Raw genomic sequence first — 14,164 nt, forward strand, 5'->3', positions numbered from 1 at the left:
CCTTAAAGAAATAGATAATAGTCTATATTATTTTGCAATAATAGACAAAATCCTATATTAATAAAACTAAATTGTAAGAATTATTTTATTTTAACATAATGAGAAATTATTTTTTTATAAGAAAGTACCAAAATAAAATTTTGAAAATCATCAACTTATTCCTAACTTCAATACCTTAATTATTCCACTAAAAAAACACAGAAAATGGATTATATAGACTATTATAAAACATTAGATGTTTCAAAATCAGCCACAGAAACTGAGATTAAAAAAGCGTATCGAAAACTGGCCAGAAAATACCATCCTGATTTAAATCCGAATGATAAAGAAGCGGAGAAAAAATTTAAGGAAATCAACGAAGCAAATGAGGTTTTAAGCAATCCCGAAAACCGAAAAAAATACGACAAATACGGCAAAGACTGGCAGCATGCAGACGAATTTGAGAAAGCGGGTTACGACCCAAATCAACAGCGATCAGGACAACAAAGCAGTTCTGATTTTTCGGGCGGAGACTTTTCCGGTTTTGGAGGCGATTTTTCGGGAAGTGATTTTTCAGATTTCTTCAATTCCATGTACGGATCTGCAGGAAGAAGTTCCAGAAGTCAGGCAAAATATCGAGGTCAGGATTTTAATGCCGAACTACAATTAGATTTGGCTTCGGCATATACCACACACAAACAAAATTTGGCCGTGAACGGAAAAAATATCCGAATCACAATTCCGGCAGGTGTCGAAAATGGTCAGATTATAAAAATCCCCGGTCATGGCGGTCCAGGTGCAAACGGTGGTCCGAATGGTGATTTGTATATTACTTTTAATATCGAAAACAATTCTGATTTTAAACGCGAAGGAAATAATTTATATTCAGATGTTGATCTTGATTTGTATACCGCAATTTTAGGCGGAGAAATTTACGTGAATACTTTTGATGGAAAAGTAAAAATTAAAGTTCCTGCCGAAACCCAAACCGGAACGAAGGTGAAACTGAAAGGAAAAGGATTTCCGGTTTATAAAAAAGAGAATCAATTTGGTGATTTATACATTACTTATAATGTAAAAACACCAACAAAATTATCTCAGAAAGAAAAAGAATTATTCGCAGAATTAGCTAAAATCAAAAATCATGAATAGTAAAAATTTAATCCAGATAAAACAATTTTGCCTGTATCACGAAATTGAAAATACTTTTATAACAGAGCTGAATAATTATGGTTTAGTTGAAATTATTATTCAGGAAGAAGATGAATATTTACAGCCGGAACAATTGCCTGCTATAGAAAAAATGATACGAATGCATTATGATCTTAAAATCAATCTGGAAGGAATTGATGCCATTTATCATTTGCTGAATAAAATTGAAACTTTACAGCAAAACTTAACAGCGACGCAAAACAAGCTTCGCCTTTTTGAGCAGCATCAAATCGAATAATCACTTCAATTTTTCGATTCAAAATATCACAAAAAAGAATAATTTGCAGATGGATTTCAAACAAAATCCCTCCTTTTCAGCTACATATTTTATAAATTGCAGCAGAATTAATTAACCCGAATTTGTTTTTAAAACTGACAAAAACGATTCAGAAAAACTAACAAAATGAAAAGAGAAAACATCTTGACAGGATCACCATGGGAAGATAAAATGGGATATTGCCGTGCTGTAAGAATTGGTAATATTATCGAAGTTTCAGGAACTGTGGCAATTGTTGATGGCGAAAAAGTAAAAGCTGACGATGCTTATGCTCAAACGTATAATATTTTGGAACGTGTTGAAAAAGTTCTTGAAGATTTGAATGTTGGAATGAAAGATGTAATCAGAACGCGTATTTTTACAACCAACATTTCAACTTTTGAAGATGTTGCAAGAGCGCATTCTGCTTTCTTTAAAGATGTAAAACCTACAACTGGTTTTTATGAAATCAGTAAATTGGTTGCTCCTGAATATTTAGTTGAAATTGAATTTACAGCTGTGATACAATAATATTTTTTTAGCCACGAATTCACGAATTACTATTCTAAAAAGATCAAAACAGATATTTTTTTCTAAATTCGTGAATTCGTGGCGAAAAATCTGCCCGCATTTACATTAATGACTTCTCAAAAACCAAAAGAAATATTCCTTACCACTTTCAAATGGATTTTGATCTGCGTTTTGATAGGTATTTTTTCAGGATCTGCGTCGGCATTTTTTTTAGTTTCATTAGAATTTGTTACTCAATTTAGAATTCATCACGACTGGATTGTCTGGTTTTTGCCTTTCGGCGGATTATTAGTTGGATTGAGTTATTATTATTGGGGAGGATCGGTTGTAAAAGGCAATAATTTATTGCTGGAAGAATACGAAAATCCGCAAAAAATAATTCCGTTTAAAATGGCTCCGTTAGTTCTTTTTGGAACTTTAATTACTCATTTATTCGGAGGTTCTGCAGGCCGCGAAGGCACGGCTGTACAAATGGGCGGCGCAATTGCAGATCAATTCACGAAAATTTTCAAACTAGATAATTCCGAACGCAAAATCCTAATTATTCTCGGTATCAGCGCTGGTTTTGCATCTGTTTTTGGAACACCGTTGGCGGGCGCTATATTTGCTTTAGAAGTTCTATACTTCAGTAAAATAAATCTCAAAAGTATCCTTTTATCCTTTTTAGTGGCTTATGTCGCTTATTTTACAGTAGAATTCTGGCAGGTAAAACATACACATTACAGTATTCCTGAGATTCCACAAATTTCAATTTCCACCATATTTTATACCATTATCATTGGCGTTTTATCCGGACTTGCTGCTTTATTATTTTCGAGAAGTACGCACTTTTGGGGTTCACTTTTTTCAAAAATTAAATATCCACCTTTAAGACCTTTCATTGGCGGAATCATTTTAGCCATAGCAATAGCAGGTTTTGGATTTACAAAATTCTCAGGATTAGGAGTTCCGGAAATTGTGGATTCATTTTCAAATCAAAACCAATGGTATGACTTTTTACTCAAAATATTATTTACCGGATTTACGTTAGGAGCCGGGTTTAAAGGCGGAGAAGTAACTCCGTTATTCTTTGTAGGTGCCACTTTAGGAAGTGCTTTATCTGCAATTATTCCAATGCCAATTGCACTTTTGGCAGGTTTAGGATTCGTAGCCGTATTTTCGGGCGCGACCCACACTCCTATTGCCTGCACCATTATGGGGCTGGAATTATTTGGTCTTCAACCCGGAATTTTTATTGCAATTGCTTGTATTGTTGCTTATTTTTCCTCAGGTTCTGTTGGAATTTATAAATCACAAATTGTCTCGAAAAATAAATTCCAATTTTTTAAATTCCAAAATCCAATAATAAAAGAAAATTCCAAAAATTAAATTCCAAATTCCAAAACTTTCGTGAATCTCTGAATTCTTTGTGAATCTTTGCGAAATTTCAATCTAAATAAATCTGCTTAAATCCGCGTTTTCGCTTTAGCGAATCCGTTTCATCCGCGTTCAATTTTTCGGAATTCAAACCAAGAATTAACCAATTCAAAAAACTTTTAATCAATAACCCGTAACATCTAACTTAAAATATAAAATGATTTCAGCATTACATTAAAAAAATGTAAATTCGCACACTATGAAAATACAAGATATTCAAGCGATACAATTGTTGCTCGCAACCCCAAAGAAAATCGCCATAATTCCGCACAGAGGTCCAGATGGCGACGCCATGGGATCTACGTTAGGTTTATACCACTTTTTATTAAAAAACAATCATCAGCCAACGGTGATTGCGCCTAATGATTTTCCTGATTTCCTAGCCTGGTTACCAGGTTCTGAAACCGTAAAAATATTCGAAAAAGACACTGAAAACTGCACCAAAATATTAGAAGAAGCCGAGTTAATTTTTACACTTGACTTTAATGCTTTTCATCGTACAGGCGAAATGGAACATACTTTAGCAAAACTAACTGCGCCATTTATCATGATCGATCATCACCAAAAACCTGATGATTATGCCACTTATATGTACTCTGACACCGCGTTTGGTTCTACCTGCGAAATGGTTTATAATTTCATTTCTTTTTTAGATAAAAAACAAGATTTAGATAAAACCATCGCAACTTGCATTTATACCGGAATATTAACTGATTCCGGATCATTTCGTTTTCCGGGAACAACAGGAAATACACACCGCATTATTGCCGAATTGATAGATTTAGGAGTAGAGAATACTCAAATTCCTGTTCTTTTATTTGATAATAGTTCTTACAGTCGTTTGCAATTATTAGGTCGTGCATTGCAAAACATGAAAGTTTTTGAAGAATATAAAGCTTCTTATACGACACTTACACAACAAGAATTAGATACATTTCATTATGTAAAAGGCGATACAGAAGGAATTGTTAATTACGGATTAAGCATAAAAGGAATCTGTTTTACTGCTATTTTTATAGAAAATAAAGACGAAAATATTATTAAAATATCTTTCCGTTCGCAAGGAGGATTTGACGTAAATCAATTCGCCAGAGATCATTTTAATGGTGGAGGCCACAGCAACGCTGCCGGAGGAAGATCAGAAGTTTCTATGGAAGAAACGGTGAAAAAATTTGAAGATTTAGTAACAAAACTAAAAATATAACCCAAATGAACTACTTAAAACTAAGCATTTACACCCTACTTTTTGCTGTTTTATTGGTTAGCTGTAAACAACATGAAGAAGCCAGAAGACCTATTTCGAGATCTTCAGGTTCTTTTATGAAAAAATCGGCTGACCGTAATAAAAAACTGGTTGCAAGCGAAGAAGATGTTATTAAAAAAATCATCAAAAGCAACCCGAAAGTAAAATATTATGCAACCAGAAAAGGTTACTGGCTTTCTTATGATGAAAAAAATCTAACCGATACACAAACTCCCAAAAAAGGAGATATCGCTTATTTTAATTTAGAAATAAAAGATATTGAAGGTAAAATTATTTATTCTGAAGCAGAGCTTGGCCCGCAAACTTATTATGTTGACAAACAAGATATCATGATGGGATTACGCGACGGTATTAAGCTGATGCATAAAAATGAAACCGTTACATTTTTATTTCCATCACATATTGCATACGGGTATCATGGCGATAATAAAAAAATCGGAACCAATGAATCGTTGATTTGCACTGTAACACTAAGAAATTTTGTTCCGGATCCGGCTGTTGTAACAACTTCAACAGCAACTCCAGGTACAACAACTACAGGCACAACAACTGCCGCTGCAACAAAAAATCCAGCGGTTCAGCCAACAAAACCGGCAGTTAAAAAAGCAGCCACTGAAACTAAAAAAGACACTGTAAAACCATAAAACAATATTTTAAAAATGAAAAAAAGTATTTTATTATTACTATTAGCCGTTTCCTCATTTTATTCTTGTAAAGACGAGCATAGCAATTTGCCTGACGGTTTATATGCAGATATTGAAACCAACAAAGGTCATATTATTGTTGAATTAGATTATAAAAAAGCACCTGTTACTGTTGCAAATTTTGTGACTTTGGCCGAAGGGAAAAATGAATTTGTAACCAAAGATTATCTAAAAGGAAAACCGTTTTACAACGGATTAAAGTTTCACAGAGTTATCGAAGATTTCATGATTCAGACAGGAGATCCTGAAGGAACAGGTTCTGGTGATACAGGATATAAATTTAAAGACGAATTCACTGATTTAAAATTTGACAAAGCCGGTGTTTTGGCAATGGCAAACAATGGTCCGGGAACAAACAGCAGTCAGTTTTTTATCACACATGTTGAGACACCGTGGTTAAACGGAAAACATACTATTTTTGGTCATGTGGTTGAAAAAGGACAAGAAGTTGTCAATCAGGTAAAACAAGACGATACTATCGTTTCTGTTACTATTATCAGAAATGGAGAAGCTGCTAAAAAATTTGATGCTGTAAAAGTTTTTAATGATTATTTTTCAGATATAGCAAAAGAAAAAAGCAAATTTGCAGGAGTTCAAAAAGAAAAAATTGACTATTATGCTGCTCAAAAAGCAAAAGCAACTAAAACTTCAACAGGTTTAGAATATGTAATTACTGAAAAAGGAGCCGGTAAAAAACCTGCAATAGGAACACAGTTATACATTCACTACGCAGGATTTTTAGAAGACGGAACTTTGTTTGACACAAGTATTGAAGACGTTGCCAAAACTTTTGGGAAATTTGATCCTGCAAGAGCTGAAGCAAAAGCATATTCGCCAATTCCTTTTCAGGCAGGTAAAAAAGACGGTATGATCCCAGGATTTATTGAAGGTATTGAAAAGCTTTCTTTTGGTGATAAAGCTGTTCTTTTTATCCCTTCTCATTTAGCTTACGGAGCTGCGGGAGCCGGTGGAGTTATTCCTCCAAATGCTAATATTATTTTTGAAGTACAATTACTGGAAAAACCGTAATAATATTCTTATTTTTGAAACATTATTACAGACTTAAATTCTAAAACACGATGAAATTTAAATTTCTATTTTTATTTTGCCTTGCAATAATCAATGTTCAGGCACAAGCAACAAAAAAAACTACTGCTAAAAAGCCAGCTACAACAAAAGCAGTTGCACAGGCAAATCCTAATGAGGGGATTTTTGCTACTATTTCTACAACTAAAGGTGATATTGTTTTGTCTTTAGAATATGTAAAAGCGCCAGTTACTGTGGCTAATTTTATTTCTTTGGCAGAAGGTACAAATCCTAATGTAAAAGTAGAAAGACTAAAAGGAAAACCATTTTATGACGGCTTGAAATTTCACAGAGTTATCAATGATTTCATGATTCAGGGTGGAGATCCTGATGGAAACGGTTCGGGAGGTCCAGGATATTCATTTAAAGATGAATTTGTTGAAGAATTAAAATTTGAAAAAGGTGGTGTTTTAGCCATGGCAAATTCTGGTCCGGCAACAAACGGAAGCCAGTTTTTTATCACACATAAAGAAACACCTTGGTTAAATGGAAAACATACTATTTTTGGTCACGTAGTTTCAGGAATGGACAATGTAAATAAAATTGTTCAGGACGATATCATGACAAAAATTACTATTACTCGTAAAGGTGCTGCGGCTAAAAAATTTGATGCTTTAAAAGTTATAGCTGATGATGCAAAAAAAGATGAAGCCAAAAAAGCGGAAAGTAAGAAAGTAATTGCTGAAAAAGCGGCTTATTTTGCTGCTACTAAAGCCAAAGCAACTTCAACACCATCTGGTCTACAATATGTTATTACACAAAAAGGAACCGGGGTAAAAGGAGCTGACGGATCTACAATTTATTTTCACTATGCAGGATATTTTGAAGACGGAAATCTTTTTGACAGCAGCATGTCTCAGGTAGCAAAAGCATATGGTAAATATGATGCTAACAGAGATGCACAAAAAGGATATCAGGCTTTTCCTTTTACAGTAGGTAAAAAAGACGGAATGATTCCTGGTTTCTTAGAAGCATTAGGTATGATGACTGATGGAGAAAAAGTAATTTTCTTTCTTCCTTCAAATTTAGCTTACGGAGAAAAAGGTGCAGGAGGAGTAATTCCGCCAAACGCAACTTTGGTTTTTGAAATCGAAACTTATCAAAATCAACCAGCTTTAAAATAATTTATTTTAAATTTTAGATATAAAAACCCATCATTATTGATGGGTTTTTTATTTTATTAAATCTAACATAAATCTAACAAATTCACAATTTTACGTCTAAAATTAAACCTGAAATCGCAACACTAATAATGTTTACAACTGTTTTCTATTAAATCCTAAACAAAATAGCTTACCTTTGCCGGCTTTTATTTTTAATTAAAACAATTTAAGATGTCACAAAACAATGTATTAAAGGGAGTATTTTTAGTTGCAATTGGTGCTACAACTTATGGAATGCTGGCTACTTTTGTAAAAATGGCTTATTCTGAAGGATATACTACTGCTGAAGTAACAACATCTCAATTTGTATTGGGAATTATTGGTATCTTATTAATTAATACATTTCAAAAAATAAAGCATAAAGATAATGTTGCAAAAGCAACGCCAAAAAACATATTTAGCTTAATGCTTGCGGGAACTTCATTAGGAATGACCAGTTTATTCTATTATCTGGCTGTAAAGTATATTCCTGTTTCTATTGGTATCGTTTTATTGATGCAAACTGTTTGGATGGGTGTTTTGCTGGAAATGATTCTGGAAAAAAAATTACCTTCAAAACAAAAAGTTATTGCCGTGTTTATTGTTTTGATTGGAACTGTTTTGGCGACCAATATTATCAATAATGATATAAAATTGGATTGGAGAGGTATTGCATGGGGAATTATGGCTGCAGCGTCTTTTACGACAACTATGTTTACTGCAAATCGTGTTGCTACTGAAATTTCATCTGCGCAGCGTAGCCTGTATATGCTATTAGGAGGAGCAATAATTGTATTTTCATTTGCATTTGCTACCCAGACAACTGCTTTTAATCTTGCCATTTTCATGAAATGGGGAATCATTCTGTCTTTATTTGGAACAATAATTCCTCCGATGCTTATGAATGCAGGGTTTCCATTAACAGGAATTGGCTTAGGAAGCATTGTTTCTGCTCTCGAATTACCAGTTTCAGTAATGATGGCATATATTTTATTAAATGAAAAAGTTATCTTTTTACAATGGGTTGGAATTGTTTTAATCATTCTTGCCATTATTATAATGAATATAAATTTCAAACGTAAAAATTAACAAATTTACGTTTCATTAAAAATAAAGTTATTGTAAATCAATTTTTGTTAATTTTTTTTATAATTTCGTGATAAATAATCCTATCATGAACCTACCCTGGCATTTATATTTAATGGCTTTTCTTTATATAATTGCGGGAATTAATCATTTCAAAAATCCGGGAATGTACATTAAGATCATTCCCTCCTATCTGCCGAACCCCAAACTATTAAATATTTTAAGTGGAGCTGCCGAAATTATTTTAGGCATCCTGCTAATAGTTCCTTTTACAACAAAATTGGCTGCCTGGGGAATTATAGCATTATTAATTGCTGTTTTTCCTGCAAATGTTTATATGTTTTGTAAGAAAAAAGGAAGTTTTTCTTTGTTAAAAATTATTTTATTAATACGTTTGCCCTTACAAATTGTATTGATTTTATGGGCATATAAATATACCCTTTAACAAACAAACTATTAATTAAATTTATTTACTATGAAAAAATTATTTGCAGAGTTCTTCGGAACTTATTGGCTGGTTTTTGGTGGTTGTGGAAGTGCACTTTTTGCGGCAGGATTTCCTGAATTGGGGATTGGTTTTGCAGGTGTTGCATTGGCTTTTGGTTTAACGGTATTAACAATGGCATATGCTGTTGGTCATATTTCAGGCGGACATTTTAACCCCGCTGTTTCGTTTGGTTTGTGGGCCGGAGGAAGATTCCCTGCAAAAGATTTGATCCCTTATATAATCGCGCAATGTATAGGTGCAATTGCAGCAGCAGGTACATTATATACAATTGCTTCGGGAAAAGCAGGTTTTGTAATTGATGCAACCAAAGCGGGAGCATTTGCATCAAATGGTTTTGGTGCTTTTTCTCCGGACGGATATTCTTTAGCAGCAGCTTTTATTGCTGAATTTGTGCTTACCTTGTTTTTCTTATTAATCATTTTAGGTGCTACAGATAAATTTGCAAACACCTCTTTTGCTGGTATTGCAATTGGTTTAGCCCTAACATTAATTCACTTAATAAGTATTCCGATCACAAATACTTCTGTTAATCCGGCAAGATCATTGTCTCAGGCAATTTTTGTGGGTGGCGAACCACTTTCGCAAGTCTGGTTATTTTGGGTTGCACCAATTTTAGGAGCTATTGTTGCCGGATTCATTTATAAAACATTATTACAAAAACAAGACGATACAGAATAGTATTATTTACAAATAACATTAAAATTTAAAATATGGAATTTTTATATTTCTTACTTATTGGAGCAATTTCAGGATGGTTAGCGGGTCAGGTTTGGAAAGGTGCAGGCTTTGGATTAATTGGTAATATCATCGTTGGAATTATTGGTGGATTCGTCGGCGGATGGATTGCCGGTAAACTTGGAATTGGAGGAGGCGGCCTTTTATGGCAAATACTAATCGCTGTTGGAGGAGCCTGGGTTTTATTATTTATTATCAGCCTTATCAAAAAGTAATAAGTCTTCATTAAGATAATTTATTCTAAAAGAGAAAATCTTATATATTTATATTTGATTTTCTCTTTTTTTATGAAATATTAGTAACTTTAATACACTTTAAAGCGAAAAAGTTTGTTCTATTTAAATTAATAAGTTTATTATGAATGAAATCATTGCTTATTTCAGTACGATTCCATCTTCACACCGAAGTTTAATTTTGGTTGGAGGAATAACTATTTTTTGGCTTATCGAAAGTACATTTCCACTATTCCGGATGCAATATAGAAAATGGCATCACGCAGGAATAAATATCTTTTTTACGATTACAACTATTATCGTAAATTTCATTTTAGCTTTTATACTAATTAAAACCGCTGCCTGGACAACCGAAAACAATTTTGGAATTTTGCAATGGCTCCCAAAAATTCCAATTTGGCTTTATACCCTTATTGGTTTGCTTTTATTAGATTTAATAGGCGCTTATTTAGCGCATTTTATCGAACATAAAATAAAATTTTTATGGCGTTTTCATTTAATTCATCATACAGATACCTGGATTGATACTACAACTGCAAATCGGCATCATCCGGGAGAAAGCATCATTCGTTTTTTATTTACAACTGCAGGCGTTTTAATAGTGGGAAGTCCAATGTGGATGGTTTTTCTTTATCAATCATTATCTGTCATAGCTTCTCAATTTAATCATGCAAATATTTCGCTGCCTCCTAAATTAGATAATATTCTGAGTTATTTTATCGTTTCTCCTAATATGCACAAAGTACATCATCATTATGTTTTACCATACACTGATAGCAATTATGGAAACATTTTTTCTGTTTGGGATCGGCTTTTTGGCACTTTTACAACGTTGCCAAAAGAAGAATTAATATACGGAGTAGATACTCACATGACAGCAGATGAGCATAACAAATTGAAAAATTTATTAAAAATTCCGTTTCAAAAATCAAGATCCAAAAAAAACAAGCAAAATCATTAAAAAAAACACACCTGATCGAACCAACTAATTATTTTTTTTATTAATATTGATACTTAAATTGAAAATCAATCTATTAATCATTAACCCCTATTTTGAATTAATTTTCACGTGATGAAAAAGAGTAACCGCAAAGAGTTGAGCTGGGAACAAACGGAAAAACTTGTTTCGTTGGCATTGGAAGAAAGAAATCCATTTGAAATTATAAAAAAAGAATTTGGATTGGCAGAAAAAGAAGTTCTGGAAATCATGAAAAAGAAAATGCCACTCGAAAAATTTGAAATGTGGAAAAAGAAGGCGATCGCAAATAAACCAAAACCAAAACCCGTTAAAATAGATGATTTTGATGAAGATTTGGATGGAAAATATTACATAAAGAACAAACTTGACTAGCATAAAACTCCTGTGAATCGGGAGTTTTTTTTTATTTTTAATTTTATGTAACATTATTACATTTTATAAGTCAAATACACATAACTAAACATAAACAAATGAAAAAAATACTTTACACATTAGCTCTTGCGGTAACGTTTTGGAGCTGTAAAACCGGTACGGGTTCCGGAGCTGCAAAAAGTAATACCGTGGCCGTTACTATTAATCTTGTTGATGTAAAAGACGATAAAGTTTTGGTAACCGTTACTCCGCCGGAAATAAAAACAGATGAAATTATTTATAGTATCCCAAAAACAGTTCCGGGAACTTATTCTACAGATAATTACGGTAAATATTCTGATGATTTTAAAGCTTTTGATGCTAAAGGAAACGCTTTAACAGTAAAAAGAATCGACGATAATTCATGGTCCATTTCAAATGCCAAAACATTAACAAAAATAACTTATTTAGTTGGTGATACTTTTGATACTGAAAAAGGAACCGGCTTTGGTAATGATGACGTTTTCTCACCAGCAGGAACTAATATCAACGCAGGAATCAATTTCATGGTCAATACACACGGTTTTGTGGGGTATTTTCAGGATAAATTAGATGTTCCGTATAAAGTTACCATTACGCATCCTGAAACACTTTGGGGAGCAACTTCTATGAATGATGAAGATGCAAGCAAAACAAGTGACGTTTTTACTACGCCACGTTATGCTGTGTTGGTTGAAAATCCAATTATGTATTCTAAACCAGACTATACAACTTTCAATGTAAACGGAATGGATATTTTAATCGCCGTTTATTCTCCAACAGGAAAATTTACAGCCGAAAGTATAACACCGGAAATGAAAACAATGATGACGGCGCAAAAAAACTTTTTAGGAAAAGTAAATGCGACTAAAAAATATACTGTTTTATTGTATTTATCAAGCATGGCAAAAGATGATGCACACGGTTTTGGTGCTTTAGAACACCCAACTGCTACAACAGTTGTTTTGCCGGAATCAATGCCAAAAGAAAAATTGGTTGAATCTATGAAAGATGTAGTTTCTCATGAGTTTTTCCATATTGTAACTCCGCTAACTGTACATTCAAAAGAAATCCAGTATTTTGATTATAATGCACCAAAAATGTCAGAGCATTTATGGATGTATGAAGGTGTAACTGAATACTTTGCAAACCTTTTTCAAATTAATCAGGGTTTAATTGACGAAGCCGAATTCTATACTCGTATTGCTGATAAAATAGAACAGGCAAAAGGTTTAAATGATACAATGTCGTTTACGGTAATGAGCAAAAATGTTTTAGAGCCACCTTACAAAGACCAATACTTAAATGTATACCAAAAAGGAGCTTTAATTGGTATGTGTATAGACATCATTATTAGAGAAAAAAGTAATGGAGAAAGAGGAATTCTTGACTTAATGCATAAATTATCCAGCGAATATGGCGTTGAAAAACCATTTAACGATAATGAGCTTTTTGCAAAAATTACTCAATTGACATATCCTGAAGTTGGTGAATTCTTAAAAACTTATGTTGCCGGAACTACTCCTATTCCTTATGAAACTTATTTAGCAAAAGTAGGCGTAACAAAATCTGTTGAAAAAGCACCCGGAACAATTTTCATTAAAGGACAGCAGCCTTATATTGGTGTTGACAAAGCGACTAAAGCAATAAGTATTCGCAAGGATGTTGACTTAAATGTGTTTTTTACAAATTTAAATCTTAAAGCCGGTGATGGTATAACAACTGTAAATGGCAAAACTTACAACCTTGACAACATCTACGATTTGATTACAGAAAGTGAAAACTGGAAAGAAAATGATCCTATTACGCTTCAAATAAAACGTGATGGCAAAGAACAAACTATAAAAGGAACTGTGAAACTTCCATACGAAGAAAAAGAAACTTTTAAAGCTACAGATGCTTCAAAAGAGAAACTTAAAACTGCATGGTTGAAAGGGTAAATTTCTTTTTTAGTTACAAAGACAAAAAGCTCCAATCAAAAGATTGGAGCTTTTTTTATTCTCATTTTGTCATTTCGAGGAACGAGAAATCACATAAAGTGAGAACATACAGTTCGTCGCTCTCTGGATGTGATTTCTCGTTCCTCGAAATGACAAAATTGAGTTTATTTCTTCACCGGAAACTTCCAGTCAAATTCATCTTTATCATTAATGATAGCTCCTACTTCAAACTTCACAACTTCATCAAATTCTGTTTGAAGAATAAACCAATTGTCTTCATTGAAATAATTTTCGAAAGTATCAAAAGTTTCCTGAGTGTATTTTGTGATTCCTTTTGCAGCAAAATCTTTCTTTACATCAGCAATTTTTCTTCCAATTAACTTGAATCCAAAAACTTCTAAATCATTACTTGAAGCTACTAAATAACCTAATTTTAATTCTTCTTCTTCATAAAATGTCAATCTGATTTTTTGTGCATTGTATACAAAAATCACATTATCATCTTCGTCTTTATAATTTTTATCAGGTTTTCCCAAAGCAGCCGTTACATCGTTTTGCTTCATTCCGAAAAGCAATTTATCAATTCCTGATTTTAGATTTATTTTCATAATTATTGTTCTAATATTTGAAGTGCAAATTTCGTGAAGTTTTTGCAAAGTTTGTTATGTTTAGAGTTTTTGTTTGCTGTATTTTTTCGCCACGA

16 protein-coding genes are annotated in these 14,164 nt (G+C 33.0%); 15 read left to right on the top strand and 1 reads right to left on the bottom strand.

Translation table 11 applies throughout. From position 1 onward, the window contains the following. The first annotated feature begins 204 nt into the window (after nt 1–204). The 15 genes from AC4FQ3_RS05095 (at nt 205) to AC4FQ3_RS05165 (ending at nt 13,461) form a co-directional block, all read left to right on the top strand. A complete protein-coding gene (locus tag AC4FQ3_RS05095) occupies nt 205–1,131 on the top strand; it encodes a DnaJ C-terminal domain-containing protein (RefSeq protein WP_491181112.1) in 927 nt (308 codons plus the stop codon). After that, nucleotides 1,124–1,429: a chaperone modulator CbpM gene (locus AC4FQ3_RS05100; protein ID WP_052483518.1), complete on the top strand. Its 306-nt coding sequence runs from the start codon at nt 1,124–1,126 to the stop codon at nt 1,427–1,429. Before AC4FQ3_RS05095 ends, AC4FQ3_RS05100 begins: the two co-directional genes overlap by 8 nt. 165 nt (nt 1,430–1,594) lie before the next feature. Further along, a complete protein-coding gene (locus tag AC4FQ3_RS05105) occupies nt 1,595–1,978 on the top strand; it encodes a RidA family protein (protein WP_042563203.1) in 384 nt (127 codons plus the stop codon). Between the two features lie 108 nt (nt 1,979–2,086). Then, nucleotides 2,087–3,346 (top strand): voltage-gated chloride channel family protein, encoded by a 1,260-nt coding sequence (locus AC4FQ3_RS05110; protein WP_491181387.1) that lies wholly within the window; start codon nt 2,087–2,089, stop codon nt 3,344–3,346. Nucleotides 3,347–3,593: 247 nt separating this feature from the next. Next, entirely contained in the window at nt 3,594–4,598 is a 1,005-nt protein-coding gene (locus tag AC4FQ3_RS05115; RefSeq protein ID WP_073393311.1) for a DHH family phosphoesterase, read from the top strand. A gap of 5 nt (nt 4,599–4,603) precedes the next feature. Next, nucleotides 4,604–5,302 carry a gliding motility-associated peptidyl-prolyl isomerase GldI gene (gene gldI / locus AC4FQ3_RS05120; protein WP_491181113.1) on the top strand — a complete coding sequence of 233 codons (699 nt, stop codon included), beginning with the start codon at nt 4,604–4,606 and terminating at the stop codon, nt 5,300–5,302. 15 nt (nt 5,303–5,317) lie between these two features. After that, nucleotides 5,318–6,391 carry a peptidylprolyl isomerase gene (locus tag AC4FQ3_RS05125; protein WP_073393307.1) on the top strand — a complete coding sequence of 358 codons (1,074 nt, stop codon included), beginning with the start codon at nt 5,318–5,320 and terminating at the stop codon, nt 6,389–6,391. A 50-nt stretch (nt 6,392–6,441) separates the two neighbouring features. Next, a complete protein-coding gene (locus AC4FQ3_RS05130) occupies nt 6,442–7,572 on the top strand; it encodes a peptidylprolyl isomerase (RefSeq protein ID WP_491181114.1) in 1,131 nt (376 codons plus the stop codon). 210 nt (nt 7,573–7,782) lie between these two features. Further along, nucleotides 7,783–8,679, top strand: a complete 897-nt coding sequence (locus AC4FQ3_RS05135) for an EamA family transporter (RefSeq protein WP_491181115.1) — start codon at nt 7,783–7,785, stop codon at nt 8,677–8,679. A gap of 85 nt (nt 8,680–8,764) precedes the next feature. Next, nucleotides 8,765–9,121, top strand: coding sequence for a DoxX family protein (locus AC4FQ3_RS05140; protein ID WP_491181116.1), 357 nt, complete (start codon nt 8,765–8,767; stop codon nt 9,119–9,121). Nucleotides 9,122–9,151: 30 nt separating this feature from the next. After that, a complete protein-coding gene (gene aqpZ / locus AC4FQ3_RS05145; protein WP_073393299.1) occupies nt 9,152–9,862 on the top strand; it encodes an aquaporin Z in 711 nt (236 codons plus the stop codon). A 32-nt stretch (nt 9,863–9,894) separates the two neighbouring features. Then, nucleotides 9,895–10,134 (top strand): GlsB/YeaQ/YmgE family stress response membrane protein, encoded by a 240-nt coding sequence (locus tag AC4FQ3_RS05150; RefSeq protein WP_491181117.1) that lies wholly within the window; start codon nt 9,895–9,897, stop codon nt 10,132–10,134. A gap of 142 nt (nt 10,135–10,276) precedes the next feature. Continuing rightward, nucleotides 10,277–11,113 (top strand): sterol desaturase family protein, encoded by an 837-nt coding sequence (locus AC4FQ3_RS05155; protein WP_491181118.1) that lies wholly within the window; start codon nt 10,277–10,279, stop codon nt 11,111–11,113. Nucleotides 11,114–11,224: 111 nt separating this feature from the next. Further along, nucleotides 11,225–11,503 (top strand): DUF2805 domain-containing protein, encoded by a 279-nt coding sequence (locus tag AC4FQ3_RS05160; protein ID WP_042563191.1) that lies wholly within the window; start codon nt 11,225–11,227, stop codon nt 11,501–11,503. A gap of 98 nt (nt 11,504–11,601) precedes the next feature. Continuing rightward, nucleotides 11,602–13,461 carry a M61 family metallopeptidase gene (locus tag AC4FQ3_RS05165; RefSeq protein ID WP_491181119.1) on the top strand — a complete coding sequence of 620 codons (1,860 nt, stop codon included), beginning with the start codon at nt 11,602–11,604 and terminating at the stop codon, nt 13,459–13,461. A gap of 164 nt (nt 13,462–13,625) precedes the next feature. Here AC4FQ3_RS05165 and AC4FQ3_RS05170 read toward each other — a convergent pair whose 3' ends face one another. Next, a complete protein-coding gene (locus tag AC4FQ3_RS05170; RefSeq protein WP_154783054.1) occupies nt 13,626–14,069 on the bottom strand; it encodes a hypothetical protein in 444 nt (147 codons plus the stop codon). Nucleotides 14,070–14,164: the final 95 nt, after the last annotated feature.

The organism is Flavobacterium sp. AK-345 (genome assembly GCF_058310175.1).

Bases quoted from the DNA above. Each gene is read 5' to 3' on its own strand.
- AC4FQ3_RS05095 (WP_491181112.1), top strand. From the start codon at position 205: ATGGATTATATAGACTATTATAAAACATTAGATGTTTCAAAATCAGCC.
- AC4FQ3_RS05100 (WP_052483518.1), top strand. From the start codon at position 1,124: ATGAATAGTAAAAATTTAATCCAGATAAAACAATTTTGCCTGTATCAC.
- AC4FQ3_RS05105 (WP_042563203.1), top strand. From the start codon at position 1,595: ATGAAAAGAGAAAACATCTTGACAGGATCACCATGGGAAGATAAAATG.
- AC4FQ3_RS05110 (WP_491181387.1), top strand. From the start codon at position 2,087: ATGACTTCTCAAAAACCAAAAGAAATATTCCTTACCACTTTCAAATGG.
- AC4FQ3_RS05115 (WP_073393311.1), top strand. From the start codon at position 3,594: ATGAAAATACAAGATATTCAAGCGATACAATTGTTGCTCGCAACCCCA.
- gldI (WP_491181113.1), top strand. From the start codon at position 4,604: ATGAACTACTTAAAACTAAGCATTTACACCCTACTTTTTGCTGTTTTA.
- AC4FQ3_RS05125 (WP_073393307.1), top strand. From the start codon at position 5,318: ATGAAAAAAAGTATTTTATTATTACTATTAGCCGTTTCCTCATTTTAT.
- AC4FQ3_RS05130 (WP_491181114.1), top strand. From the start codon at position 6,442: ATGAAATTTAAATTTCTATTTTTATTTTGCCTTGCAATAATCAATGTT.
- AC4FQ3_RS05135 (WP_491181115.1), top strand. From the start codon at position 7,783: ATGTCACAAAACAATGTATTAAAGGGAGTATTTTTAGTTGCAATTGGT.
- AC4FQ3_RS05140 (WP_491181116.1), top strand. From the start codon at position 8,765: ATGAACCTACCCTGGCATTTATATTTAATGGCTTTTCTTTATATAATT.
- aqpZ (WP_073393299.1), top strand. From the start codon at position 9,152: ATGAAAAAATTATTTGCAGAGTTCTTCGGAACTTATTGGCTGGTTTTT.
- AC4FQ3_RS05150 (WP_491181117.1), top strand. From the start codon at position 9,895: ATGGAATTTTTATATTTCTTACTTATTGGAGCAATTTCAGGATGGTTA.
- AC4FQ3_RS05155 (WP_491181118.1), top strand. From the start codon at position 10,277: ATGAATGAAATCATTGCTTATTTCAGTACGATTCCATCTTCACACCGA.
- AC4FQ3_RS05160 (WP_042563191.1), top strand. From the start codon at position 11,225: ATGAAAAAGAGTAACCGCAAAGAGTTGAGCTGGGAACAAACGGAAAAA.
- AC4FQ3_RS05165 (WP_491181119.1), top strand. From the start codon at position 11,602: ATGAAAAAAATACTTTACACATTAGCTCTTGCGGTAACGTTTTGGAGC.
- AC4FQ3_RS05170 (WP_154783054.1), bottom strand. From the start codon at position 14,069: ATGAAAATAAATCTAAAATCAGGAATTGATAAATTGCTTTTCGGAATG.